This window comes from Streptomyces sp. ISL-11, from assembly GCF_018614525.1.
In the GTDB taxonomy this organism is placed as follows: domain Bacteria; phylum Actinomycetota; class Actinomycetes; order Streptomycetales; family Streptomycetaceae; genus Streptomyces.
Window position 1 is genome coordinate 1 of the sequence record NZ_JAGGOL010000098.1, and the last position, 26,444, is coordinate 26,444.

Here is a 26,444-nt window from a genome sequence, read left to right on the forward strand (position 1 = left end):
GCCCCCACCCCGGCCCCGGCGCACCCGCGCCGGGGCCGGCCGGCGGGCCGGGGCCCAGGGGCCCCGGCCCGCCCGGCTCCGAGGCGGAGTTGTCACTGCCCGCAAGTAGGGTGTGTGACATGGCCGACCCCAGCAGCTACCGACCCAAGCCGGGACAGATCCCCGACTCGCCGGGGGTCTACAAATTCCGCGACGAGCACGGCCGCGTGATCTACGTCGGGAAGGCGAAGAGCCTGCGCCAGCGGCTCTCCTCGTACTTCCAGGACCTCGCCGGCCTGCACACCCGCACCCGCACCATGGTCACCACGGCCGCCTCCGTCGAGTGGACCGTGGTCTCCACCGAGGTCGAGGCGCTCCAGCTCGAATACACCTGGATCAAGGAGTACGACCCGCGGTTCAACGTCAAGTACCGCGACGACAAGAGCTACCCCTCCCTCGCCGTCACCTTGGGCGAGGAGTTCCCCCGCGTCCAGGTCATGCGCGGCCCCAAGAAGAAGGGCGTTCGCTACTTCGGCCCGTACGCCCACGCCTGGGCGATCCGCGAGACCGTCGACCTGATGCTGCGCGTCTTCCCCGTACGGACCTGCTCGGCCGGGGTGTTCAAGCGCTCCGCCCAGATCGGCAGGCCCTGCCTCCTCGGCTACATCGGCAAGTGCTCCGCACCCTGCGTCGGCCGGGTCTCCCCCGAGGAGCACCGCGAACTGGCCGAGGACTTCTGCGACTTCATGGCCGGCCGCACCGGCACGTACCTGCGCCGCCTGGAGGAGCGCATGCACGAGGCCGCCGAGGAGATGGAGTACGAGAAGGCGGCCCGGCTGCGCGACGACATGGAGGCGCTCCGGCGCGCCATGGAGAAGAACGCCGTCGTCCTCGCCGACGCCACCGACGCCGACCTGATCGCCGTCGCCGAGGACGAGTTGGAGGCCGCGGTCCAGATCTTCCACGTGCGCGGCGGGCGCGTGCGCGGCCAGCGCGGCTGGGTGACCGACAAGGTCGAGGCCGTCGACACCGCCGGCCTCGTCGAGCACGCCCTCCAGCAGCTCTACGGCGAGGAGAGGGGCGACGCGGTGCCCAAGGAGGTCCTCGTCCCCGCCCTGCCCGACCCCGTCGAGCCCGTCGCCCAGTGGCTCGGCGAGCGCCGCGGCGCCCGGGTCGACCTGCGCATCCCCCAGCGCGGCGACAAGAAGGACCTGATGGCCACGGTCCAGCGCAACGCCCAGCAGGCCCTCGTCCTGCACAAGACCAGGCGCGCCTCGGACCTGACCACCCGCTCCCGCGCCCTGGAGGAGATCGCCGAGGCGCTCGGCCTGGACTCCGCGCCGCTGCGCATCGAGTGCTTCGACATCTCCCACCTCCAGGGGCAGGACGTGGTGGCCTCGATGGTCGTCTTCGAGGACGGCCTGGCCCGCAAGAGCGAGTACCGCCGCTTCCAGATCAAGGGTCGGGTCGGAGACACGCAGGTCTGGCACGGCGAAGGGCAGGACGACGTCCGCTCGATGCACGAGGTCGTCGCCCGCCGCTTCCGCCGCTACCTCCGGGAGCAGCAGAAGGCGGGGGAGTGGTCCGAGGAGAACGCCGTCGCGGAGTCCGAGGCGGCCGGGGAAGCGGTCGTGGGAACGGTCGTGGAACCCGGGGAGACCGAAGGGACGGCCGGCCCCCGGACCGACGACGGACGGCCCAAGCGCTTCGCCTACCCGCCGCAGCTCGTCGTGGTCGACGGCGGGCAGCCCCAGGTGGCGGCCGCCCGCCGGGCCCTGGACGAGCTCGGCATCACCGATGTGGCCGTCTGCGGCCTCGCCAAGCGCCTGGAGGAGGTCTGGCTGCCCGACGACGACGATCCCGTCGTCCTGCCGCGCACCAGCGAGGGCCTCTACCTCCTCCAGCGGGTCCGTGACGAGGCGCACCGCTTCGCCATCGCCTACCAGCGCAGCAAGCGCTCCAAGGTGCTGCGGTCCGGGCCGCTCGACGCCGTCGCCGGCCTCGGCGACACGCGCAAGAAGGCGCTGCTCAAGCACTTCGGATCGGTGAAGCGGCTGCGGGCCGCCACGGTCGAGCAGATCTGCGAAACGCCCGGCATCGGCCGCAAGACGGCGGAGACGATCGCCGCGGCCCTCGCCGCCGCGGCCCCGCCCGCCCCCGCCGTCAACACCGCGACGGGCGAGATCATGGACGATGCGGAGGAATGATGGACACGGACGGCAGCGTCCGCGGCCGCCCGCGCCGGGGGACGGGCGTGCGGGTCATGGACACCGGCAGACCGCAGTATGGAGGACGGGGCCGCAATCGCGGCGCCGTCGGCAGAACGGGGGCAGCAGCATGACCGGGACCGATCGAGACGGAGCACAGGTGAGTACGGGCACGACGGCGGACGCGGCCGGTGAGACGGCGGGCATCCCCGAACTGGTGATCATCTCCGGCATGTCGGGGGCGGGCCGCAGCACCGCCGCCAAGTGTCTGGAGGACCTCGGCTGGTTCGTCGTGGACAACCTGCCGCCCGCCCTGATCCCCACCATGGTGGACCTCGGCGCCCGCTCGCAGGGCAATGTGGCCCGTATCGCCGTGGTCGTGGACGTCCGCGGCCGGCGCTTCTTCGACAACCTCAGGGAGTCCCTCGCGGACCTGGCCGCCAAGAAGGTCAAGCGGCGCGTGATCTTCCTGGAGGCGTCCGACGACGCCCTGGTGCGCCGCTTCGAGTCGGTGCGCCGCCCGCACCCCCTCCAGGGCTCCGGGCGCATCGTCGACGGCATCGCCGCCGAGCGCGACCTGCTGCGCGAGCTGAGGGGCGACGCCGACCTGGTGATCGACACCTCCAGCCTCAACGTCCACGAGCTGCGCGCCAAGATGGACGCCCAGTTCGCCGGCGAGGAGGAGCCGGAGCTGCGCGCCACCGTCATGTCCTTCGGTTACAAGTACGGTCTGCCCGTCGACGCCGACCTGGTGGTGGACTGCCGCTTCCTGCCCAACCCGCACTGGGTCCCGGAGCTGCGCCCCTTCACCGGCCTCAACGAGGAGGTCTCGGGCTACGTCTTCAACCAGCCCGGCGCCAAGGAGTTCCTCGACCGCTACACCGAGCTGCTCCAGCTCATCGCCGCGGGCTACCGCCGCGAGGGCAAGCGCTACGTGACCATCGCGGTCGGCTGCACCGGCGGCAAGCACCGCTCCGTCGCGATGTCCGAGAAGCTCGCCCACCGTCTGGTCTCGGAGGGTGTCGAGACCGTCGTCGTCCACCGGGACATGGGGCGCGAGTGACCAGCCGTTCGTTCCGGCTGCGCCGGGTCCGCCGTCTCGTCCCCAGCCGCGGCAGCAGCCGGGGGAACGGGCGTGCGGGCCGTGGCGCGCAGCCCAAGGTCGTCGCCCTCGGCGGCGGCCACGGCCTGTCGGCGTCGCTCACGGCGCTGCGCCGGATCACCGGTGACCTGACGGCCGTCGTCACCGTCGCCGACGACGGCGGCTCCAGCGGTCGCCTCCGCGACGAGCTGGGCGTGCTGCCCCCCGGGGACCTGCGCAAGGCCCTCGCCGCGCTGTGCGGCGACGACGACTGGGGCCAGACCTGGGCCCGGGTGATCAAGCACCGCTTCGCCAGCGAGGGCGACCTGCACGGCCACGCCGTCGGCAATCTCCTGATCGTCGCCCTGTGGGAGCAGCTCGGCGACCACGTCCAGGCCCTGGACCTGGTCGGCAAGCTGCTCGGCGCGCACGGCCGGGTGCTGCCCATGTCGGCGGTGCCGCTGGAGCTCCAGGCACTCGTACGGGGCCACGACCCGGCCGAGCCGGAGGCGATCAGCACGGTCCGAGGCCAGGCCACGGTGGCGCTCACCCCCGGCGAGGTGCAGTCCGTGCACGTGGTGCCGGAGGACCCGCCGGCCGTGCCGGAGGCCGTCGAGGCGGTGCTGGACGCGGACTGGGTGGTGCTCGGTCCCGGCTCCTGGTTCTCCTCCGTCATCCCCCACCTGCTGGTGCCCGAGCTCCTCGCCGCGCTCCAGCAGACCAAGGCCCGGCGGGTGCTCTCGCTGAACCTCGCGCCGCAGCCCGGTGAAACAGATGGCTTCTCCCCGCAGCGTCATTTGGAGGTTTTGGCCCGACACGCCCCTAAACTCGCCCTGGACGTGGTGCTGGCCGACGAGGCCGCCGTGCCCGACCGCGAGAGCCTCACCGACGCCGCCAAGCGGCTGGGGGCCGCGGTCGAGCTGGCGCCGGTCGCCGCTCCCGACGGCTCCCCGACACACGACCCGGAGCTGTTGGCCGCCGCGTACGACCGTATTTTTCGGATGCATGGAAGGATCGGCCCATGGCGATGACGGCAGCGGTGAAGGATGAAATCTCCCGGCTCCCCGTCACCCGGACCTGCTGCCGGAAAGCGGAGGTCTCGGCGATCCTGCGGTTCGCGGGCGGTCTGCATCTGGTCAGCGGGCGGATCGTGATCGAGGCGGAGCTGGACACCGGGATCGCCGCCCGGCGGCTGCGCAAGGACATCCTGGAGATCTTCGGACACGCCTCCGACCTGGTGGTGATGGCCCCCGGCGGGCTGCGGCGCGGCAGCCGGTACGTGGTGCGGGTGGTGGCGGGCGGTGACCAGCTCGCACGCCAGACCGGCCTGGTCGACGGCCGCGGCCGGCCGATCCGTGGCCTGCCGCCACAGGTCGTCTCCGGGGCCACCTGCGACGCCGAGGCGGCGTGGCGGGGCGCGTTCCTGGCCCACGGCTCCCTCACCGAGCCGGGCCGCTCCTCCTCCCTGGAGGTCACCTGCCCCGGCCCGGAGGCAGCCCTCGCCCTGGTCGGCGCGGCCCGCCGGCTCCAGATCGCGGCCAAGGCCCGCGAGGTGCGCGGCGTCGACCGTGTCGTCGTCCGCGACGGTGACGCCATCGGCGCGCTGTTGACGCGGCTGGGCGCGCACGAATCGGTGCTCGCCTGGGAGGAGCGCCGGATGCGCCGCGAGGTGCGGGCCACCGCCAACCGCCTGGCCAACTTCGACGACGCCAACCTGCGCCGCTCGGCGCGCGCCGCGGTCGCCGCGGGTGCCCGGGTCCAGCGGGCGCTGGAGATCCTCGGCGAGGAGGTGCCCGAGCACCTCGCCGCTGCCGGCCGGCTGCGCATGGAGCACAAGCAGGCTTCCCTGGAGGAGCTGGGCGCCCTCGCCGACCCGCCGCTCACCAAGGACGCGGTCGCCGGGCGGATCCGTCGGCTGCTGGCCATGGCCGACAAGCGTGCCCAGGACCTCGGCATCCCGGGCACCGAGTCCAACCTCTCCGACCTGTCGGATCTGTCCGAGGAGATGGCCGAGGGCCTGGTCGGCTGACCTGCCCGGACGACGTGACCGCCCCCGGTGCCCCGCGCGCCGGGGGCGGCCGTGCGTCCGCTCCGGCGGTTTCCGTCCCCCTTGCGGCGGTATTGACATGATCATGCAGTATCGCCAGCCTGGCGGACGTGCACTGACGTGACGGACAACAGCAAGGGGGGCTCATGAGACGCAGAACGAGATCGTTCGCGGGACCGATGGCGGTGGCTTCGCTGGTCATCGGAGGGCTGGCCGCGGCACCCTTCGCCCAGGCACAGCCCACCGCCGGCACCCCCGGCCCCACCGCGGACGCCAAGGAGCTGTCCGTATGGACCGCCCAGGTCACCGCCGCCCAGGTCCCGCTCCTGCTCAAGGCGGGCGTCGACGGGCACGAGCTGGGCGAGCGGATCACCGCCGGCCGCACCGGCCCGGTCGAGCTGACCCTCACCGGCGAGCAGGCCGGCGCGCTGCGCCGGCAGGGCGTGGACCTCGCCGAGAAGCGCCTGTCCCGCACGGTCCAGGAGCGGCTCCAGGCCGCGGGCGACGGCGTCTTCCGCCCGTACAGCGGCGAGCGCGGACTCAAACGGGAGATCACCGACACCGCCGCGGCGCACCCGGGTCTGACCAAGGTCGTCAGCATCGGCAAGACCGTGCGCGGCCAGGACATCCTCGCCCTGAAGGTGACCAAGGACGCCGGGCGGACCCGCGACGGCGACAAGCCCGCCGTGCTCTACATGTCCAACCAGCACGCCCGGGAGTGGATCACGCCGGAGATGACCCGGCGGCTGATGCACCACTACCTCGACGGCTACGGCAAGGACAAGCGGATCACCCAGCTGGTGGACCGGTCCGAGCTGTGGTTCCTGCTCTCCGCCAACCCGGACGGCTACGACTACACCTTCCAGAGCCCCGCCACCCGGCTGTGGCGCAAGAACCTGCGCGACAACGACGGAGACGGCAAGATCGCCCCCGGCGACGGCGTCGACCTCAACCGCAACTTCTCCTATAAATGGGGCTACGACAACGAGGGTTCCTCCCCCCGCCCGGCCTCCGAGACCTACCGCGGCCCCGCGCCCGCCTCCGAGCCGGAGACGAAGGCCCTCGACGCCTTCCAGAAGCGCGTCCACTTCCGCTACGCCGTCAACTACCACTCGGCGGCCGAACTCCTGCTCTACGGCGTCGGCTGGCAGGTCGCCACGCCCACCCCGGACGACGTCCTCTACCGTGCCCTGGCCGGCACCCCGCAGAAGTCCGCGATCCCCGGCTACCACCCCCAGCTCTCCTCCGAGCTCTACACCACCAACGGGGAGGCCGACGGCCACGCGTCCAACGTCAACGGGACGATGATGTTCACCCCGGAGATGTCGACCTGCCAGACGGCGTCCAAGGTGGACCCCGACGACCCCTGGAAGCCGGGTGACTGCCGCTCCGGCTTCACCTTCCCGGACGACGAGAAGCTGATCCAGCAGGAGTTCGCGAAGAACATCCCCTTCGCCCTCTCCGTCGCCGAGACCGCCGCCCACCCCGACCGCCCCGCGCCCTCGGCCGTGCTGACCGCCCCGGACCTCACGCCCCACCCCTTCGCGACCTCCTACGCGCGTGGCGAGGAACAGCCGGTCGCCGTGACCGCCCGCAAGAGCCTGCGCGACAAGCGCCTCAACTACCGCGTCGACGGCGGCCGTACGCACACCGCGCCGCTGGAGGCGTGGGAGGGCGGCGACCGCTACGGCGGCGAGGACAACCTCCACTTCGACCAGTACCGCGCCGACGTCGAGGGCGCCGACCCCGGCTCCACCGTGCGGGTCTGGTTCACCGCCCGTACCCGCGAGGGCAGGGCGACGGCCAGCGAGCCCTTCACCTACAAGGTCGCCGAACGGCCGCGCACCGACACCCTGGTCCTCGCCGACGAGGGCGGCACCACCCCCTCGGCCCACACCGCCGCGTACACCAAGGCCCTCGCCGCGGTCGGCCGCGAGGCCGCCGTGTGGGACGTCGCCCGCCAGGGCGCCCCGGACGCGCTCGGCGTGCTCGGCCACTTCACGACCGTCGTGTGGTACTCCGGCGCCAACACGCCCGGCGGCGCCACCCTGCTGGCCACGCGCGACTTCGTCAACGAGGGCGGCAAGCTCATCGCGGCCGGACCCCAGGCGGGCGGTGACGCACGGGTCGGCGAGGCCGACACCAACGACTTCAGCCAGTACTACCTGGGTTCGGGCGGACGCATCGCGCACTCGGCGCCCTCGCGCTTCACCGGCGCCGGCAAGCTCTCCGGCACCTCCGCCACCCTGGCCGCCCCCGCTGGCGCGCCGCCCATGACCGCCGGCGCCTACAGCTCCATCTCCGACGAACTGCCGCCCGCGGCCTTCCCGCGGTTCCGCAGCGAGGCCGCCGGCGACTACGTGGGCGTACGGTCCCCCTTCCAGCCGTACGAGGGCGCCTGGATGGCTGCCGCCCGGCACCAGGACAACGCCTGGATGCGGCTGACGCGGACCGTCGACCTGACCGGGGTCGCCGCCGCGGACAAGCCGAGCCTGGGATTCCGTCTCAGCCACGACACCGAGCGGGGCTACGACCACGCCGTCCTGGAGGCGCGCACGGCGGGCCGGGACGACTGGACCACCCTGCCCGACACGAATGGCGGAACCGGGCGGACCACGCCCACCGACTGCTCCGCCGCCGTCCACCTCCACCCGTTCCTCGGCCACTACCTCACCGTCGGTGACGACACGTGCGAGCCCAAGGGCACCACGGGCGCCTGGCACAGCTTCACCGGCCCGACCACCGGATGGCGGCAGGTCTCCTTCGACCTGAGCGCCTACGCCGGCAAGAAGGCCGAGGTAGCGCTCTCCTACATCACCGACGGCGGTGACGGGGGCCGTGGGGTCTTCGCCGACAACGCCGCCCTGACCGTCGGCGGCACCGCCCGGCCCACCGAGGGGTTCGAGACCTCGCTGGGCGACTGGGCGACGCCCGGCGCACCGGCCGGCAGCCCCGGCAACACCGGAGACTGGGCGCGCTCACAAGAGCTCCTGCGCTTCTCCGCGGCCGTCACCACCCGCGACACCGTGCTGCTGGGCTTCGGCCTGGAGCAGGTCCCGGACGCCCGGGAACGCGCCACGCTCCTCGGCGCGGCCCTGCGCGCCATCGGCGGCTGACACCCGCCACCGCGCGGCCCCGGGGCCCGGCCCCGAGGCCGCGCAATTGTGCCTGAGCCCGCCCACTTGTGCAAGACCCCTAAATGTCACACACCCCCCTGCTTAGAGGTAGGGTCGTTGGTGGTCGGGGACTTCCCATACAGCCGCCGGCGTCCAGACCGGCAAACCAACGAGGAGATCGGTTCGTGACGATCCGCGTAGGCATCAACGGCTTTGGCCGTATCGGTCGTAACTACTTCCGCGCGCTGCTGGAGCAGGGTGCGGACATCCAGATCGTCGGTGTCAACGACCTGACCGACAACGCCACCCTGGTCCACCTGCTGAAGTACGACACCATCCTGGGTCGTCTGAAGCACGAGGTCAGCCACACCGACGACTCGATCACCGTCGGCGACATGACCTTCAAGACGATGGCCGAGCGCGACCCCGCCAACCTGCCCTGGGGCGAGCTCGGCGCCGACATCGTCATCGAGTCCACCGGCATCTTCACCAAGAAGGCCGACGCCGCGAAGCACATCGCGGCCGGCGCCAAGAAGGTCCTGATCTCCGCGCCCGCCAAGGACGAGGACATCACGATCGTCATGGGCGTCAACCAGGACAAGTACGACGCGGCCAACCACCACGTCATCTCCAACGCCTCCTGCACCACCAACTGTGTGGCGCCGATGGCGAAGGTCCTCGACGAGAGCTTCGGCATCGTCAAGGGCATGATGACCACGGTCCACGCGTACACCAACGACCAGCGGATCCTGGACTTCCCGCACTCCGACCTGCGCCGCGCCCGCGCCGCCGCGGAGAACATCATCCCCACCTCGACGGGGGCCGCCAAGGCCACCGCCCTGGTCCTCCCGCAGCTCAAGGGCAAGCTGGACGGCATCGCCATGCGCGTCCCGGTCCCGACCGGCTCGGTCACCGACCTCGTCCTGGAGCTCGACCGCGAGACCACCAAGGAAGAGATCAACGCCGCCTTCCAGAAGGCCGCCGAGGGTCAGCTCAAGGGCATCCTGGACTACACCGAGGACGCGATCGTCTCTTCCGACATCGTGAACTGGCCGGCCTCCTGCACCTTCGACTCCTCCCTGACCATGGTTCAGGGCACCCAGGTCAAGGTCGTCGGCTGGTACGACAACGAGTGGGGCTACTCCAACCGTCTGGTCGACCTGACCGTCTTCGTCGGCGGCCAGCTCTGATCTGCGGCTGCTGTACGGTCACAGGCACTGAGATGTAGGGGACGGGGCTCGTGCGACGCGATGGGGCGTCGTACGGGCCCCGTCCCATGACCAGCCGCTACGTCACCGGAGTCATTGCATGAAGACGATCGACGAACTCCTCCAGGACGGCGTCGAGGGCAAGCGGGTCTTCGTCCGCGCCGACCTCAACGTGCCCCTCGACGGCACCACCATCACCGACGACGGCCGCATCCGCGCCGTCGTCCCGACGATCGCCAAGCTCGCCGCCGCGGGCGCCAAGGTGATCGTCGCCTCCCACCTGGGCCGTCCCAAGGGCGCCCCGGACCCCCAGTACTCCCTCGCCCCGGCCGCGACGCGGCTCGGCGAACTGCTGGGCAAGAACGTCTCGTTCGCCACCGACACGGTCGGCGACAGCGCGAAGGCCACCGTCGCCGCACTGGCGAACGGCGAGGTCACGCTGCTGGAGAACCTCCGTTTCAACGCGGGCGAGACGAGCAAGGACGACGCCGAGCGCGGCGCGTTCGCCGACGAGCTGGCCTCGCTGGCCGACCTCTACGTGGGTGACGGCTTCGGCGCCGTGCACCGCAAGCACGCCTCGGTCTTCGACCTCCCGGCGCGCCTGCCGCACGCCGCCGGCGGTCTGATCGCCACCGAGGTCGGCGTCCTGAAGAAGCTCACCGAGGACGTCGCCCGCCCCTACGTCGTCGTCCTCGGCGGCGCCAAGGTCTCCGACAAGCTGGGTGTCATCGACAACCTGCTGGAGAAGGCCGACCGGATCCTCATCGGCGGCGGCATGTCGTACACCTTCCTCAAGGCCAAGGGCCACGAGGTCGGCATCTCCCTGCTGCAGGAGGACCAGGTCCCGGTCTGCCTGGAGTACCTGGCCCGGGCCGAGAAGCGCGGCGTGGAGTTCGTCCTCCCCGTCGACGTCCTGGTCTCGGCCGAATTCCCGGACCTGAAGACCAAGGCCCCGGCCCACCCCGACACGGTCGCCTCGGACGCCATCCCGGCCGACCAGGAGGGCCTGGACATCGGCCCGAAGACCCGCGAGCTCTACGCCGCGAAGCTCGCCGACGCGGGCACGGTCTTCTGGAACGGCCCCATGGGTGTCTTCGAGCACCCTGACTACGCCGACGGCACCAAGGCCGTCGCGCAGGGTCTCCTCGACAGCTCCGCCTTCACCGTCGTCGGCGGTGGCGACTCGGCCGCGGCCGTGCGCACCCTGGGCTTCGACGAGAATGCTTTCGGCCACATTTCGACCGGCGGCGGCGCCAGCCTCGAATACCTCGAGGGCAAGACGCTCCCCGGCCTCGCCGCACTGGAGGACTGAACCACCGTGAGTGACCGCACCCCGCTGATGGCGGGCAACTGGAAGATGAACCTCAACCACCTCGAGGCCATCGCGCACGTCCAGAAGCTCGCCTTCGCCCTCGCCGACAAGGACTACGACGCCACCGAGGTCGCCGTCCTGCCGCCCTTCACCGACCTGCGCTCGGTGCAGACGCTGGTCGACGGCGACAAGCTGAAGATCAAGTACGGCGCCCAGGACCTCTCGGCGTACGACTCCGGCGCCTACACCGGCGAGATCTCCGGCGCCATGCTGTCCAAGCTCAAGTGCACCTACGTGGCGGTCGGGCACTCCGAGCGCCGCCAGTACCACGGCGAGTCGGACGAGCTCTGCAACGCCAAGGTCAAGGCCGCCTACCGGCACGGGCTCACCCCGATCCTGTGCGTCGGCGAGGGCCTGGACGTCCGCAAGGCCGGCAACCAGGTCCAGCACACGCTGGCCCAGGTCGACGGCGCTCTGAAGGACATCCCGGCCGAGCAGGCCGAGACCATCGTGATCGCCTACGAGCCCGTCTGGGCCATCGGCACCGGCGAGGTCGCCACCCCCGAGGACGCCCAGGAGGTCTGCGGTGCGATCCGCGGCCGCCTGGCCGAGCTCTACAGCCAGGAGCTGGCCGACAAGGTCCGCATCCAGTACGGCGGCTCCGTGAAGTCCGGCAACATCGCCGCGATCATGGCGCAGCCGGACGTCGACGGCGCCCTGATCGGCGGCGCCGCTCTGGACGCGGACGACTTCGTCAAGATCGTCCGCTTCCGGGACCAGTAGGCAGCGCTATGACGACGGGCACTCCCCGTCGTACCCTGTCGGGGCCGGGACCGGTGCACTCGCACCGCCCCGGCCCCACTCCGTTCAGAGATCCGAGAGAGTTGGTCAAGCCGTGGTCATGGGGTTCTCGATCGCCCTCATCGTCTTCAGCCTGCTGATGATGATGCTGGTGCTCATGCACAAGGGGAAGGGCGGCGGCCTCTCCGACATGTTCGGTGGCGGCATGCAGTCCTCCGTCGGCGGCTCCTCGGTCGCCGAGCGCAACCTCGACCGCATCACCGTGGTCGTCGGTCTGCTGTGGTTCGCGTGCATTGTCACGCTCGGCCTGCTGATGAAGCTCGATAGCTGACGTACCGTCGTGGACGCGGCCTATCATTGAGGTCGCGTCCCGCGGCCGGGCTGTAACTCCTGCCACTGGACGCGCGTTGGGCCTTACGTAGACTGGAGCGCCCGCAGCGGAGCCGTTCACCGACCCCGCGGCGCAGCCGCTATTCGGCACAGTGCAGCACCATTACGCAGGGAGTTACGACCGTGGCAAGTGGCAACGCGATCCGAGGAAGTCGGGTCGGAGCGGGGCCGATGGGGGAGGCCGAGCGGGGCGAGTCCGCGCCGCGCCTCCGCATCTCCTTCTGGTGCTCCAACGGGCACGAGACGCAGCCGAGCTTCGCCAGTGACGCACAGGTGCCGGACACCTGGGACTGCCCGCGCTGCGGCTTCCCGGCCGGCCAGGACCGGGACAGTCCGCCCGACCCGCCGCGCACCGAGCCGTACAAGACCCACCTCGCCTATGTGCGCGAGCGGCGCAGCGACGCGGACGGCGAGGCCATCCTCGCCGAGGCGCTGGCCAAGCTCCGCGGAGAGATCTGAGCGGCACCACACCTTCGAGCGGCCCGGCCGCGCACCTGTCCAGGCGCGCGGCCGGGCCGTTCGACATCTCATTACGTGCCCTGATCAATTAGGTTGGACGGTGGCGGGGCAGCTACGAGAAGAAGTGGGCTGATGTCCGAGATGAACGCAGAGGGCCGCAGCAGGCTCGACCAGATGCCTGAGTGGAACGCGCTGGCCAAGCACCGGGAAGAGCTGGGGGAGGTGCGGCTGCGGCAGCTGTTCGCGGACGACCCGCGGCGCGCCGAGCGCTACGCGCTCACCGTCGGCGACCTGCACCTCGACTACTCCAAGCACCTCGTCACCGACGAGACGCTGCGCCTGCTGCGCGAGCTGGCGGCGGCCACCGGGGTCGCGGAGCTGCGCGACGCGATGTTCCGCGGCGAGAAGATCAACACGACCGAGGGCCGTGCCGTGCTGCACACGGCGCTGCGGGCCCCCGAGTCGGCCGTGATCAGGACCGACGGCGAGAACGTCGTACCGGCCGTCCACGCCGTCCTGCGCAAGATGCAGATCTTCACCGACCGGGTGCGCGGCGGTGACTGGAAGGGCCACACCGGCAAGCCCATCAAGAACGTCGTCAACATCGGTATCGGCGGATCCGACCTCGGACCGGCGATGGCGTACGAGGCGCTGCGCGCGTACACCTCCCGCGACATGACGTTCCGCTTCGTGTCGAACGTCGACGGCGCGGACCTGCACGAGGCCGTGCGCGACCTCGACCCCGCCGAGACGCTCTTCATCGTCGCGTCGAAGACCTTCACCACCATCGAGACCATCACCAACGCCACCTCCGCCCGCAACTGGCTGCTGACCGGCCTGCGCGCGGGCGAGGACGCGGTCGCCAAGCACTTTGTGGCGCTGTCGACGAACGAGGAGAAGGTCTCCGACTTCGGCATCGACCCCACGAACATGTTCGAGTTCTGGGACTGGGTCGGCGGCCGCTATTCGTTCGACTCGGCCATCGGGCTCTCCCTGATGCTGGCCGTCGGCCCGGACCACTTCCGCGAGATGCTGGCCGGCTTCCACCTGGTCGACGAGCACTTCCGCTGCGCGCCGCCGGAGGAGAACGTCCCGCTGCTGCTCGGTCTGCTGGGCGTCTGGTACGGCAATTTCCACGACGCGCAGTCACACGCGGTGCTGCCCTACAGCCATTACCTGTCGAAGTTCGCGGCCTACCTCCAGCAGCTCGACATGGAGTCCAACGGCAAGTCCACAGGCCGCGACGGACGGCCCGTCAACTGGCAGACGGGCCCGGTCGTGTGGGGCACGCCCGGGACGAACGGCCAGCACGCCTATTACCAGTTGATCCACCAGGGGACGAAGGTGATCCCCGCGGACCTGATCGGTTTCGCCCGGCCGGTCGACGACCTGCCGTCGGGGCTGGTGGGCCAGCACGACCTGCTGATGGCGAACCTCTTCGCGCAGGGCCAGGCGCTCGCCTTCGGCAAGACGGCGGAAGAGGTCGCGGCGGAGGGCGTCCCGCCGGAGCTCGTCCCGCACAAGACGTTCCGGGGGAACCACCCGACGACGACGATCCTCGCGAGCGAGTTGACTCCGTCGGTTCTGGGGCAGTTGATCGCCCTGTACGAACACAAGGTGTTCGTACAGGGGGCGATCTGGAACATCGACTCCTTCGACCAGTGGGGCGTGGAACTGGGCAAGGTCCTCGCGAAGCGGGTCGAGCCCGCTCTGGTCGAGGGTGCCGAGGTCGAGGGTCTGGACGCGTCCACGGCGGCGCTGGTGGCGCGGTACCGCGAGCTTCGCGGGCGCTGACGTTTTCCGTTGGCGGTGCCGTGTCCGCCTTGGGCGGGCTGGGCACCGCCGGGTCGCGTCGTTGCGGGTTGCGCGCCGTGGCGGCGGGATGAGGGTGCGGGCACCTTTCGATCCAGGCGGGGGCGCGGCCCCTTTCACCCTCGCGTGGGGTGAGAGGAGCGGCTTTCCTTCGGCCTCGGCCGCTCTGGGTGCTGTGGTGGGTGAAGGGCCACGTTGCGCCCTTCATTCCGCCGCGGCGGATGTTGGCCATGATGGTGTTGTTCGGCGGTGCCGTGTCCGCCTTGGGCGGGCTGGGCACCGCCGGGTCGCGTCGTTGCGGGTTGCGCGCCGTGGCGGTGGGATGAAGGTGCGGGCACCTTTCGATCCAGGCGGGGGCGCCGGCTTCGTTCATCCTCGCGGGGGTGAAAGGAGCGGCCCCTTTCGGCCTCCGGCCGTTCCGTGAAGGGCGCCGACGCCGTGTTCATTCCGCCGCGGTGGTGAACAGCCACGACGTTGTCGTTGGCGGTCCCGGCGGCGCCCCCACGCAGAACGGCCTGTGGCCCGTCCCTTTCGGGGCGGGCCACAGGCCGTTGTCGTCGGCGGGCTCAGGGGGACGACGGAGGGTACAAGCCCCGCGGCAGCCGTGCCGCCGCGGGCTGGTCCAGGAGCCACAGCGTGCGGTGGCGGCCGTACGCGCCGGCCGCCGGGGCCTGGATCTCGCCCGCGCCGGAGAGGGCCATCGCCACCGCCGTGGCCTTGTCCTCGCCGGCCGCGAGGAGCCAGACCTCGCGCGCGGCGCGGATCGCCGGGAGGGTCAGGGAGACCCGCGTCGGCGGCGGCTTCGGCGCCCCGTGGACGCCGATGACCGTGCGCTCCGTCTCCCGGACGCCCGGCAGCTCGGGGAAGAGCGACGCCACATGCGTGTCGGGGCCGACGCCCAGCAGCAGGACGTCGAAGGACGGCACCGGACCGTGGTCCTCCGGCCGGGCCGCCGCGGCGAGGTCCGCCGCGTACGCCTCGGCCGCCGCGTCCGCGTCGTTCCCGTACGGGCCGCCCGCCGCCGGCATCGCGTGCACCCGGGACGGGTCCAGCGCAACCGCGTCCAGCAGCGCCTGACGCGCCTGCGTCACATTGCGCTCCGGGTCACCCTCCGGGAGGAACCGCTCGTCGCCCCACCACAGGTCGAGCCGCGACCAGTCCACCGCGTCCCGCGCGGGCGCGGCGGCGAGGGCCGCGAGCAGCCCGTTGCCGTTGCGCCCGCCCGTGAGGACGACGGAGGCCGAGCCGCGCGCGGCCTGGGCGTCCACGATCTTCGTGATCAGCCGGGCCGCCGCGGCCTGGGCCATCAGCTCCTTGTCCCGGTGGACGACGATCTGAGGGGCGTTCACTTGCCGGCCGCCTTCTTGCCGGAGCCGGCCTTCTTCGCGGAGGCGGGGGCGGGGGCAGGGGCCGGCTCCGAGGGAGCGGCCGCGGCATCCGACGGCGCGGCCTCGGCGGCCTTCGGGGCCGCCTCCGGCTTCGCCTCGCCGAGCCGCTCCACGCCGTACTTCAGCGCCGACTCGTACGTGTCGTCCGGGTCGAGCCGCCGCAGCTCCTCCGCGAGGAGCTCCGCGGTGTCGCGCCGGTTGAGCGCGACCGCGCGGTCCGGCTGGCCGGGCATGGACAGCGTGGCCAGCGAGCCGTCGGGGCGGTCCAGGACGATCGGACCGTTGCGGGTCTCCAGCCGTACGGCCGTCAGGCCCGGGCCGTCCGAGACGCTCCGCCGCACCGGAACGCCGAGGCGGTCCGCGAGCCACATGCCGAGCAGCTCGCAGCTGGGGTTGTAGCCCTCGCCCTCGACCTGCGCGGAGAGGATGTCGACCTGCTGCTGGTCCAGCGCCGCCGCGATCATCGAGCGCCACGGCGTGATCCGGGTCCAGGCCAGGTCCGTGTCGCCGGGCGTGTAGTGCGCGGCGCGGGCCGAGACCTCCGCGAGGGGGTCCTCGGCGGCGTAGGTGTCGGTGACCCGGCGCTGGGCGAGGGAGCCCAGCGGGTCCTTCTCGGGGTTGACCGGGGAGCCGACCGGCCACCAGACGACCACGGGGGCGTCGGGCAGCAGCAGCGGCAGCACGACCGACTGGGCGTGGTCGATGACGTCGCCGTACAGGCGCAGCACGACCGTCTCGCCGGTGCCGGCGGACGTGCCGACCCGGACCTCGGCGTCGAGGCGGGCCTTGGCGCGGTCGCGCGGCGAACGGCTGACGCGCTTGATGACGACGAGCTTGCGCGAGGGGTGCTCGCGGGACGCCTCGTTGGCGGCCTTCAGCGCGTCGTAGGCGTGCTCTTCGTCGGTGACGATGACCAGGGTGAGCACCATGCCGACGGCGGGCGTGCCGATGGCCCGGCGGCCCTGGACCAGAGCGTTGTTGATCTTGCTGGACGTGGTGTCCGTGAGGTCCATCTTCATGGCCGGCGCCAGCTCCGTCCGTCTCGTGCGAGCATCTCGTCCGCCTCGACCGGGCCCCAGGTGCCGGCCGGGTAGGACGCGGGCTTGCCGTGGGAATCCCAGTACCGCTCGATGGGGTCGAGGATCTGCCAGGACAGCTCGACCTCCTTCAGGCGCGGGAAGAGGTTGGCGTCGCCGAGGAGCACATCGAGGATGAGCCGCTCGTACGCCTCGGGGCTGGACTCGGTGAACGACTCGCCGTAGGCGAAGTCCATCGAGACGTCCCGGACCTCCATCGAGGTGCCCGGCACCTTCGAGCCGAACCGCATGGTGACGCCCTCGTCCGGCTGCACCCGGATGACCAGGGCGTTCTGCCCGAGCTCCTCGGTGGCGGTGTGGTCGAAGGGCGAGTGCGGCGCGCGCTGGAAGACGACCGCGATCTCGGTGACGCGGCGGCCGAGTCGCTTGCCCGTGCGGAGGTAGAAGGGGACGCCCGCCCAGCGGCGGTTGTCGATCTCCAGCTTGACCGCCGCGTAGGTGTCGGTCTTCGACTGGGGGTCGATGCCGTCCTCTTCGAGGTAGCCGACGACCTCCTCGCCGCCCTGCCAGCCGTGCGCGTACTGGCCGCGGACGGTCTCCTTGCCGAGGTCCTTGGGCAGTCGGACGGCGCCCAGCACCTTGGTCTTCTCGGCGACCAGCGCGTCCGCGTCGAAGGAGGCGGGCTCCTCCATGGCGGTCAGCGCCAGCAGCTGGAGCAGGTGGTTCTGGATGACGTCGCGGGCGGCGCCGATGCCGTCGTAGTAGCCGGCCCGGCCGCCGATGCCGATGTCCTCGGCCATGGTGATCTGGATGTGGTCGACGTAGGACCGGTTCCAAATCGGCTCGAAGAGGGTGTTGGCGAACCGCAGGGCGAGGATGTTCTGAACGGTCTCCTTGCCCAGGTAGTGGTCGATCCGGAAGACCTCTTCGGCCGGGAAGACCTCGTGGACGATCCGGTTGAGCTCCTGGGCGCTGGCCAGGTCGTGGCCGAAGGGCTTCTCGATGACGGCGCGCCGCCAGGAGTTCTCCTTCTGCTCGGCCAGGCCGTGCTTCTTCAGCTGCTGGACGACCTTGGGGAAGAACTTCGGCGGTACGGACAGGTAGAAGGCGAAGTTGCCGCCCGTGCCCTGCGCCTTGTCGAGCTCGTGGATGGTGTCCTTGAGCGTCTCGAACGCCTCGTCGTCGTCGAAGTCGCCCTGGACGAACCGGCAGCCCTGCACCAGCTGCTGCCAGACCTCCTCGCGGAACGGCGTGCGCGAGTGTTCCTTGACCGCGTCATGGACGATCTGGGCGAAGTCCTCGTTCTCCCAGTCGCGGCGCGCGAAGCCGATGAGGGAGAAGCCCGGCGGCAGCAGCCCCCGGTTGGCGAGGTCGTACACCGCCGGCATCAGCTTTTTCCTGGACAAATCGCCCGTGACGCCAAAGATGACCAGGCCCGACGGCCCCGCGATACGCGGGAGCCGTCGGTCCTGAGGGTCACGCAGCGGATTGCTGCTTGTGCTCAATTCACGCCTCCGGAGCGAGGCGCTTGAGCTCCGCCTCAGTGGACTTCAGCAGGTCGTTCCAGGACGCCTCGAACTTGTCGACGCCCTCGTCCTCGAGGAGCTGCACGACGTCGTCGTACGAGATGCCGACCTTCGCCAGCGCGTCGAGCTCGGCCTTGGCCTGCTCGTAGGTGCCGCGGACGGTGTCACCGGTGATCTGTCCGTGGTCGGCGGTGGCCTCCAGGGTGGCCTCCGGCATGGTGTTCACCGTGTTCGGGGCGACCAGGTCGTCCACGTACAGGGTGTCCTTGTAGGCCGGGTCCTTGACGCCGGTCGAGGCCCACAGCGCGCGCTGCTTGTTCGCGCCGGCCTTCTCCAGGTCCGCCCAGCGGTCGGAGGAGAAGACCTCCTCGTACGCCTGGTAGGCGAGGCGGGCGTTGGCCAGGGCGGCCTTGCCGCGCAGCGCCTTGGCCTCGTCGGTGCCCAGGGCGTCCAGACGCTTGTCGATCTCCGTGTCCACGCGGGAGACGAAGAAGGACGCGACCGAGTGGATCAGGGACAGGTCCAGGCCCGCGGCCTTCGCCTTCTCCAGGCCGGTCAGGTAGGCGTCCATGACCGCGCGGTAGCGCTCGAGGGAGAAGATCAGCGTGACGTTGACGCTGATGCCCCGGCCGATGGTCTCGGCGATCGCCGGCAGGCCGGCCTTGGTCGCCGGGATCTTGATCAGCGTGTTGGGGCGGTCCACCAGCCAGGCCAGCTGCTTGGCCTCGGCGACGGTGGCCTTGGTGTTGTGCGCCAGGCGCGGGTCGACCTCGATGGAGACCCGGCCGTCCTGGCCGTCGGTCGCGTCGAAGACCGGGCGCAGGATGTCGGCGGCGTCGCGGACGTCCGCCGTGGTGATCATGCGGATGGCCTCTTCCACGGTCACCTCGCGCACGGCGAGGTCGGCGAGCTGCTGCTCGTAACCGTCACCGCTGGAGATGGCCTTCTGGAAGATCGACGGGTTGGTCGTGACGCCCACCACGTGGCTCTGGTCGATCAGCTCGGCCAGGTTGCCCGACGTGATGCGCTTGCGGGACAGGTCGTCCAGCCAGATCGCGACGCCTTCGTCGGAGAGGCGCTTGAGTGCGTCTGTCATGGGAATTGCATCTCCTACTGAATGGGGTGGGGCGTCAGCGGCGGTTGGCGTCGGCGTGCTCGATGGACTCGCGCGCGGCGGCCACGACGGCCTCGGACGTCAGACCGAACTCGCGGTACAGGACCTTGTAGTCCGCGGAGGCACCGAAGTGCTCCAGCGAGACGACGCGGCCGGCGTCGCCGACGTAGCGGTACCAGGTCAGGCCGATGCCCGCCTCGACCGCGACGCGGGCCTTGACGTCCGGCAGCAGCACGCCGTCGCGGTACGCCTGGTCCTGCTCCTCGAACCACTCGACGGACGGCATCGAGACCACACGGGTCGGGATGCCCGCGGCCTGGAGCGCCTCGCGGGCCTCGACGGCCAGCTGGACCTCGGAGCCGGTGCCGATCAGGATCACCTGGGCACGGCCGCCCTCGGCCTCGAACAGGACGTATCCACCCTTGGCCGCACCCTCGTTGGCCTCGTACGTCGGCACGTTCTGGCGGGTCAGGGCCAGGCCGTGCGGCGCCGGGTGGGTGGCGTGGCGCTTGGTGATCTCGCGCCAGGCGATCGCCGTCTCGTTGGCGTCGGCCGGGCGGACCATGTTCAGGCCCGGGATGGCGCGCAGCGCGGCCATGTGCTCGACCGGCTGGTGGGTCGGACCGTCCTCGCCGAGACCGATGGAGTCGTGCGTCCACACGTAGGTGACCGGCAGCTTCATCAGGGCGGCCAGGCGGACGGCCGGGCGCATGTAGTCGGAGAACACCAGGAAGGTGCCGCCGTAGACGCGGGTGTTGCCGTGCAGCGCGATGCCGTTCATGGTCGAACCCATGGCGTGCTCGCGGATGCCGAAGTGGATCGTGCGACCGTACGGGTTCGCCTCCGGGAGCGGGTTGCCCTCGGGGAGGAACGACGACGACGCGTCGATCGTGGTGTTGTTCGAGCCGGCGAGGTCGGCGGAGCCGCCCCACAGCTCGGGGAGCACGCCGCCCAGCGCCTTGAGGACCTCGCCGGACGCCTTGCGGGTCGCGACGTCCTTGCCGGCCGGGAAGACCGGAACGGACTTCTCCCAGCCGTCGGGCAGCTCGCCCGCGCTGATCCGGTCGAACTCGGCGGCGCGCTGCGGGTTGGCGGCACGCCACTCCTGGACGCGCTTGTCCCAGGCGGCGTGCGCCTCGCGGCCGCGGTCGACGACCTTGCGGACGTGGCTGAAGACGTCGTCCTCGACCTGGAAGGTCTGCTCGGGGTCGAAGCCCAGCACCTTCTTGGTCGCGGCCACCTCTTCGTCGCCGAGCGCCGAGCCGTGCGCGGCCTCGGTGTTCTGGGCGTTCGGGGCCGGCCAGGCGATGATCGTGCGGGCCGCGATCAGCGACGGGCGGGAGGTCTCCCGCTGCGCCGCCGTCAGGGCCGAGTGCAGCGCCTGGACGTCGAAGTCGCCGTTGACGGACTGCTCGATGCGCTGGACGTGCCAGCCGTACGCCTCGTAGCGCTTGAGGACGTCCTCGGAGAAGGCCGTCTCGGTGTCGCCTTCGATGGAGATGTGGTTGTCGTCCCAGAGCGCGACGATGTCGCCGAGCTTCTGGTGACCGGCCAGCGAGGACGCCTCGGCGGAGATGCCCTCCTCCAGGTCGCCGTCGGAGACGATCGCCCAGATGGTGTGGTCGAAGGGCGACTCGCCCTTCGGGGCCTCCGGGTCGAACAGGCCGCGCTCGTAGCGGGCGGCCATGGCCATGCCCACCGCGTTGGCGATGCCCTGGCCCAGCGGGCCGGTGGTGGTCTCCACACCGCGGGTGTGACCGTGCTCCGGGTGGCCCGGGGTCTTGCTGTCCCAGGTGCGGAACGACTTCAGGTCCGAGAGCTCCAGGCCGTAGCCGGCCATGAAGAGCTGGACGTAAAGGGTCAGGCTGGTGTGCCCGGGGGAGAGGACGAACCGGTCGCGGCCGGTCCACTCGGCGTCGCTCGGGTCGTGCCGCATCAGCTTCTGGAACAGGAGATAAGCGGCCGGTGCCAGGCTCATGGCCGTGCCCGGATGGCCGTTGCCGACCTTCTGCACGGAGTCCATGGCCAGGACGCGGGCGGTATCGACGGCCCGCTGGTCCAGTTCGGTCCACTCGAGGTCTGTTGTGGTCGGCTTGTTGCTCACCCTCGGTCAGGGCTCCTCTCCACATGTTCTTGTTGCCGGGGGCGGTCTTCCGCCACGACGCGGCGCTGTCGAGCCTACCCCGCAGGACAGGGCGCCTTTTCGACGCTCAGTCGGCTGCTCAGGCGCTCATTCGGCGCTTGTTCGACCGCCCGGGCCCAACGCCCCGGGCAACCTGACATCGGTAGGAAAGATTCCCGCCACGGCTGTGACGGTCTTGGGTACAGCCTGCCGGGAGGGCCGCGAGCGCGCCTCCCGAACGCTTCCGTTCTGTCATGTTCCCAGGGCGTCCGATCCGATGCGGAGACGTTGTGGATCCGGTGCCGATCAGGTCCGCTACGGCCTCAACACGACCCCACCCCGGCGGAGGCCGGGGTATCCCCTACGTCTAGAGTGGCGTGGTACGCGCAAGCCTTTCCCGGGGTTCCTTCTGCCCGGACGTGCTTGCTGGCCTTATCTCTGTCAGGGGTGTGCGTGACGGCCGTCGAATCCCGTCCTGCGGGGGTGCTCGCGGAGAATCCGAGTCACCGGCCGTTCGGGGCCCGTGCCAAGGCGTTCGTGGCGTTGACCAAGCCGCGGGTCATCGAGCTGCTGCTGATGACCACCGTGCCGGTGATGTTCCTCGCCGCCGAGGGCGTGCCCGACCTGTGGCTGGTGCTGGCCACCTGCATCGGCGGCTTCCTGTCGGCCGGCGGCGCCGGCGCGTACAACATGTACATCGACCGCGACATCGACGCGCTGATGGACCGCACCTCACAGCGCCCGCTCGTGACCGGCATGGTCTCCCCGCGCGAGTGCCTGGTCTTCGCGACCGCTCTGACCGTCGGCTCGACCGCCTGGTTCTGGTTCCTGGTCAACCCGCTGTCCGCGATGCTCTCGCTCGGCGCCAATGTGTTCTACGTCGTCGTCTACACGATGATCCTCAAGCGGCGTACCGCCCAGAACATCGTCTGGGGCGGCATCGCGGGCTGCATGCCCGTCTTCATCGGCTGGTCCGCGGTCACGGACTCCGTCTCCTGGGCCGCCCTCGTCCTCTTCCTCGTCATCTTCTTCTGGACGCCGCCGCACTACTGGCCGCTGTCGATGAAGGTCAAGGACGACTACGAGCGGGTGGGCGTGCCCATGCTGCCGGTCATCGCCGGCAACAAGGCGGTCGCCCGCCAGATCGTCCTCTACAGCTGGGTGATGGTCGCCGTCTCGCTCTCGCTCCAGCCGCTCGGCTACACCAGCTGGTTCTACACCGTGGTGGCGGCCGCGCTGGGCGCCTTCTGGCTCAAGGAGGCGCACGGCCTCCAGGCCCGCGCCAGGGCCGGTGTCACGGGCGCGAAGCTGAAGGAGATGCGGCTGTTCCACTGGTCCATCACCTACGTCTCGCTGCTCTTCGCGGCCGTCGCCGTGGACCCCTTCCTGCACTGAGTGCGCGCGGCCGACGCGGGGCCCTTCCCCGGCGGGAATCCCTTCCGTCATTAATTACCGGCCGGTAGCATCCTGTCCATGGCAGATGACACCACCGCGGCAGACGACACCACCGCGCAGGCCGAAGAGACCGCACCTCACGCCCGGCCCGGCCGCAAGGCCGCCCGGCTCGCCCGGCAGATCGGCGCGTTCGCCAAGAGCCACGGCGGCACCGCCGAGGGCCAGCTGGCGCACATCGCCCGCGGCACCACCCGCATCGCCCTCGTCGGCGCCAACGGCGAGTGGGGCAACCTCGTCGCCCCCTCCATGGAGATCGCCCGCGAGGCCGCCGAGCTGGCCGGGCTCACCCTGCACGACGACTTCGACGGCGAGTTCGCCGCCAAGGTGCGCACCGGCCCGTACGAGTGGTCGCGCATGGCCGGCCTCCAGCTCGGCGGCCCGGCCAACCCCGGCGATAACTGACGCGCCCCTCGGCCGTTAGACCCGCGGGGGACGGCCGCACGCGCGTGCCGCCCGGGGGCGGGATCGGCGCGAGGGGGGCGGATGGACGGCTTGCCGCCGCTCATCGATCAGCACAGCCACGGCATGGTCCACGGCGAACCGGGGCTCGGCGGCTTCGAGACGCACCTCGCCGCGGCCGCCGGGGCCACCGGCCCCGCACCGCCCGGCACCAGCTTCTTCGACACCCGCGCGGGCCTCGCCGTCCGCCGCTGGTGCCCGCCCCTGCTGGGCCTGGAGCCCTTCTGCGCGCCGGTCCACTACCTGGCCCGCCGCCGGGAGCTGGGCGCCTACCGCGCCGGACAACTGCTGCTGCGCGGCACCGGCATCGGAACGTTCCTGATGGAGTCCGGCGCGCCGGACCGCCTCACCTCGCCCGCCGAACTGGCCCGCGCCGCCGAGGGCCGCGCCCATGAGGTCGTACGGCTCGAAGCGCTCGCCGGGCGGCTCGCGGACACCTCCGGCAGCGCCGGCTCCTTCGTCGCGGACCTCGCCGGGGCCCTGCACGCGGCCGCGCGGAGCGCCACCGCCCTCGCCTGCGCCGTCGGCTCCTGCGAGGAGACACCGCCCGGCCCGCCGGAGGTCGGCAGGGCCGCCGCGCGCTGGCTGCGCACCCGCCGTACGGGCGCCGTGCCCGACGAGCCCGTACTCGTCCGTCATCTGCTGTGGAGCGCCGTCACCACCGGCCTGCCCGTGCAGCTGCACTGCGGCGACCCGCGGCGCCTGACGCGCTTCCTGCGGGCCACCGCGGGCCTGCGCACGGACCTCGTCCTGCTGCCCGGCCCCGGACACCACCGGCACGCCGCCCGGCTCGCGGCGGTCTTCCCCCACGTCTACGCGGACGTGGGCGCCCGGCCGGCGGAGGGCCTGGCCGAGGCGCCCTTCGGCAAGCTGCTGTTCTCCACCGGGGCGCGGGCGCTGGCCGAGCTCTACGTGGTCGGCGCCCGCTCGTTCGTCCGGGCCATGACCGCCGTGATGGACGAGTGGGTCGCCGACGGCTGGTGCCGTAGATCGGAGGCGCGGCGGATCGCCGCGCTCGTCGCGGCCGGCACCGCGCGCAGGGTCTACCGGCTGGACGCGGCGGCCGCCTGAAGCGCGTCCTGCCCGGCGGAGGGTGCGGGCACGGTGACGACGGGCTCGCCGCGGTCGCGCAGTGCCAGAGCGACCCGGAGCGCGCCGATCCACACCAGGCAGGAGCCCAGCATGTGGGTGCCGACGAGAACCTCGGGGGAGTCGTTGAAGTACTGCGCGAAGCCGATGACGCCCTGGAACATCAGCACGGCGAACAGCTCGACCACCCTGCGGCACGCCCCCGCGGGCGCCTTCACGGCCCGCAGCGCGAACCACAGGGCCACCGTGAGGCCGACCACGATGAACACGAAGTCCACGTGCAGCTGGGTGATCTCGCGGAAGTTCAGCGGAATCCGGTGGACGTCCTTCGAGGCGTCGCCCGCGTGCTGTCCCGAACCCGTGACGACCGTGCCGAGGACGATCAGCACGGCGCTGGCGGCGACCAGCACCCAGCTGAGCTGCCGCACCGGGCGGGGCGCCACGTCGCGCGGCTGCTCGTCGCCCTCGCAGGAGCGGCGCCACATCACCACGGCGACCGTCAGCAGCGCCGTCGCCGCCAGGAAGTGCGCGGCGACGATGTACGGGTTGAGGCCCGTCAGGACGGTGATCCCGCCGATGATGCCGTTGCTCGCGACGAGCCAGAACTGTGCCCAGCCGAGCCGTTCCAGGGAACGGCGCCGGGGGGCACGCGCGCGTGCCGCGACGATGGCCACACCGATGACCGCGCACAAGACGTAGGTCAGCATGCGGTTGGTGAACTCGATGACGCCGTTGATGCCCATCGCGGGGGTGGGCGTCAGGCTGTCCTCGGTGCACGTCGGCCAGGTCGGGCAGCCGAGCCCGGACTGGGTGAGCCGCACCGCGCCGCCCGTCACGACGATGACCACGGCCATCACCACACAGGCGAGCGCCGCCAGCCGGACGAAGCGCGCGGACGGCTGCCAGCGGTCGGCGATGGCCTGGAGGGGATTCAGCGATGTGGGCACGGAGTCATCGTAAAGGCCCGCTTGTGCACGGATTCACGAGGGGTCGGCCGGGCGCGGCGGGCGCATCGCCCGTACGGTTCCGGCTCACTCCCAGCGGAAGAGGCGGCCCGCCGCCCCCAGGCCCAGCACGGCCCAGCCGGCCAGGATGCCCAGGTCCGCCCACGGCATGGCGGCGCCGTCCCGCAGCACGTCGCGCAGCCCGTCCGAGAGCGCCGAGATCGGCAGCAGTTCCAGTACGGTCCGCGCCGCGTCCGGGAACTTCTCCAGCGGCACGATCACCCCGCCGCCCACCAGCAGCAGCAGGAAGACGAGGTTCGCGGCGGCGAGCGTGACCTCGGCCTTGAGGGTGCCCGCCATCAGCAGCCCGAGGCCGGAGAACGCCGCCGTCCCCAGGAGGAGCAGCAGCACGACGGCGAAGGGGTTGCCGTGCGGCGACCAGCCCAGCGCGAAGGCGATCACCGTCAGCAGCGCGATCTGGAGGACCTCGGTGACCAGCACGGAGCAGGTCTTGGCGGCCATCAGCCCCGTACGGGGCAGCGGGGACGCGGCGAGCCGCTTGAGCACGCCGTAGCGCCGCTCGAAGCCGGTCGCGATGGCCTGCCCGGTGAACGCCGTGGACATCACGGCCAGCGCCAGCACGCCGGGGGCCAGGAAGTCGACGGCCTTGCCCTCGCCGGTGTCGACGATGTCGACGGCGCTGAAGAGGACCAGCAGCAGGGTGGGGATGACGACGGTCAGCAGGAGCTGCTCGCCGTTGCGCAGCAGCATCCGCGTCTCCAGCGCGGCCTGGGCCCGGATCATCCGGGACAGGGGCGCGGCGCCGGGGTCGGGAGTGAAGGTCCCGGAGGTGGTGGTCATCCGCGCAGCTCCTTACCGGTCAGCTCAAGGCTGCGGT

The 26,444-nt window shown here is 71.4% G+C and carries 21 protein-coding genes; 14 read left to right on the top strand and 7 right to left on the bottom strand.

Annotated elements, in window-relative coordinates:
- Positions 1 to 119 precede the first annotated feature (119 nt).
- From uvrC to pgi, 11 genes are all read left to right on the top strand, one after another.
- Positions 120 to 2,186, top strand: a complete 2,067-nt coding sequence (gene uvrC / locus J7E86_RS20390; protein WP_215083157.1) for an excinuclease ABC subunit UvrC — start codon at positions 120 to 122, stop codon at positions 2,184 to 2,186.
- Positions 2,187 to 2,316: 130 nt separating this feature from the next.
- Positions 2,317 to 3,249, top strand: a complete 933-nt coding sequence (rapZ, locus tag J7E86_RS20395) for an RNase adapter RapZ (protein ID WP_215083158.1) — start codon at positions 2,317 to 2,319, stop codon at positions 3,247 to 3,249.
- On the top strand, positions 3,246 to 4,298 hold the full coding sequence (yvcK, locus tag J7E86_RS20400; RefSeq protein WP_215083159.1) for a uridine diphosphate-N-acetylglucosamine-binding protein YvcK: 1,053 nt from the start codon (positions 3,246 to 3,248) through the stop codon (positions 4,296 to 4,298). The genes rapZ and yvcK overlap by 4 nt, the downstream gene beginning before the upstream one ends.
- Complete coding sequence (gene whiA / locus J7E86_RS20405) at positions 4,289 to 5,296, top strand: DNA-binding protein WhiA (protein ID WP_215083160.1); 1,008 nt, start codon at positions 4,289 to 4,291, stop codon at positions 5,294 to 5,296. Before yvcK ends, whiA begins: the two co-directional genes overlap by 10 nt.
- A gap of 164 nt (positions 5,297 to 5,460) precedes the next feature.
- Complete coding sequence (locus J7E86_RS20410) at positions 5,461 to 8,430, top strand: M14 family metallopeptidase (RefSeq protein WP_215083161.1); 2,970 nt, start codon at positions 5,461 to 5,463, stop codon at positions 8,428 to 8,430.
- 185 nt (positions 8,431 to 8,615) lie between these two features.
- Positions 8,616 to 9,620, top strand: a complete 1,005-nt coding sequence (gene gap, locus J7E86_RS20415; RefSeq protein ID WP_215083162.1) for a type I glyceraldehyde-3-phosphate dehydrogenase — start codon at positions 8,616 to 8,618, stop codon at positions 9,618 to 9,620.
- A gap of 118 nt (positions 9,621 to 9,738) precedes the next feature.
- The gene (gene pgk, locus J7E86_RS20420) at positions 9,739 to 10,950 is read left to right on the top strand and encodes a phosphoglycerate kinase (protein ID WP_215083163.1); all 1,212 of its coding nucleotides are present in this window, start codon (positions 9,739 to 9,741) and stop codon (positions 10,948 to 10,950) included.
- A 6-nt stretch (positions 10,951 to 10,956) separates the two neighbouring features.
- A complete protein-coding gene (gene tpiA / locus J7E86_RS20425) occupies positions 10,957 to 11,733 on the top strand; it encodes a triose-phosphate isomerase (RefSeq protein WP_215083164.1) in 777 nt (258 codons plus the stop codon).
- 118 nt (positions 11,734 to 11,851) lie between these two features.
- Positions 11,852 to 12,082, top strand: a complete 231-nt coding sequence (gene secG, locus J7E86_RS20430) for a preprotein translocase subunit SecG (protein WP_215083165.1) — start codon at positions 11,852 to 11,854, stop codon at positions 12,080 to 12,082.
- 182 nt (positions 12,083 to 12,264) lie between these two features.
- Positions 12,265 to 12,600 carry an RNA polymerase-binding protein RbpA gene (locus J7E86_RS20435; protein ID WP_079110552.1) on the top strand — a complete coding sequence of 112 codons (336 nt, stop codon included), beginning with the start codon at positions 12,265 to 12,267 and terminating at the stop codon, positions 12,598 to 12,600.
- 141 nt (positions 12,601 to 12,741) lie between these two features.
- Positions 12,742 to 14,394: a glucose-6-phosphate isomerase gene (gene pgi / locus J7E86_RS20440; RefSeq protein WP_215083192.1), complete on the top strand. Its 1,653-nt coding sequence runs from the start codon at positions 12,742 to 12,744 to the stop codon at positions 14,392 to 14,394.
- A gap of 584 nt (positions 14,395 to 14,978) precedes the next feature.
- Here the strand turns inward: pgi and pgl are convergent.
- From pgl to tkt, 5 genes are read right to left on the bottom strand one after another with little or no spacing between them, the layout of a single operon-like run.
- Positions 14,979 to 15,761: a 6-phosphogluconolactonase gene (gene pgl, locus J7E86_RS20445; RefSeq protein ID WP_215083166.1), complete on the bottom strand. Its 783-nt coding sequence runs from the start codon at positions 15,759 to 15,761 to the stop codon at positions 14,979 to 14,981.
- Positions 15,758 to 16,819 (bottom strand): glucose-6-phosphate dehydrogenase assembly protein OpcA, encoded by a 1,062-nt coding sequence (gene opcA, locus J7E86_RS20450; protein ID WP_215083167.1) that lies wholly within the window; start codon positions 16,817 to 16,819, stop codon positions 15,758 to 15,760. The genes pgl and opcA overlap by 4 nt, the downstream gene beginning before the upstream one ends.
- Positions 16,816 to 18,342 carry a glucose-6-phosphate dehydrogenase gene (gene zwf / locus J7E86_RS20455; protein ID WP_215083168.1) on the bottom strand — a complete coding sequence of 509 codons (1,527 nt, stop codon included), beginning with the start codon at positions 18,340 to 18,342 and terminating at the stop codon, positions 16,816 to 16,818. Before zwf ends, opcA begins: the two co-directional genes overlap by 4 nt.
- 1 nt (position 18,343) lies before the next feature.
- Positions 18,344 to 19,459: a transaldolase gene (gene tal, locus J7E86_RS20460; protein WP_215083169.1), complete on the bottom strand. Its 1,116-nt coding sequence runs from the start codon at positions 19,457 to 19,459 to the stop codon at positions 18,344 to 18,346.
- 34 nt (positions 19,460 to 19,493) lie between these two features.
- Positions 19,494 to 21,581, bottom strand: coding sequence for a transketolase (tkt, locus tag J7E86_RS20465; RefSeq protein ID WP_215083170.1), 2,088 nt, complete (start codon positions 21,579 to 21,581; stop codon positions 19,494 to 19,496).
- 471 nt (positions 21,582 to 22,052) lie between these two features.
- Between tkt and J7E86_RS20470 the strand changes: the two genes are divergently transcribed.
- The 3 genes from J7E86_RS20470 to J7E86_RS20480 all read left to right on the top strand — a co-directional run bounded on the left by J7E86_RS20470 (position 22,053) and on the right by J7E86_RS20480 (position 24,584).
- Complete coding sequence (locus J7E86_RS20470) at positions 22,053 to 22,994, top strand: heme o synthase (RefSeq protein WP_308312658.1); 942 nt, start codon at positions 22,053 to 22,055, stop codon at positions 22,992 to 22,994.
- 69 nt (positions 22,995 to 23,063) lie between these two features.
- Positions 23,064 to 23,456, top strand: a complete 393-nt coding sequence (locus J7E86_RS20475) for a hypothetical protein (protein ID WP_215083194.1) — start codon at positions 23,064 to 23,066, stop codon at positions 23,454 to 23,456.
- 81 nt (positions 23,457 to 23,537) lie between these two features.
- Entirely contained in the window at positions 23,538 to 24,584 is a 1,047-nt protein-coding gene (locus tag J7E86_RS20480; RefSeq protein WP_215083171.1) for an amidohydrolase, read from the top strand.
- Here J7E86_RS20480 and J7E86_RS20485 read toward each other — a convergent pair.
- On the bottom strand, positions 24,557 to 25,549 hold the full coding sequence (locus J7E86_RS20485; protein ID WP_215083172.1) for a heme A synthase: 993 nt from the start codon (positions 25,547 to 25,549) through the stop codon (positions 24,557 to 24,559). The genes J7E86_RS20480 and J7E86_RS20485 overlap by 28 nt on opposite strands.
- A gap of 84 nt (positions 25,550 to 25,633) precedes the next feature.
- Positions 25,634 to 26,407 (bottom strand): ABC transporter permease, encoded by a 774-nt coding sequence (locus tag J7E86_RS20490; protein WP_215083173.1) that lies wholly within the window; start codon positions 26,405 to 26,407, stop codon positions 25,634 to 25,636.
- Positions 26,408 to 26,444 lie beyond the last annotated feature (37 nt).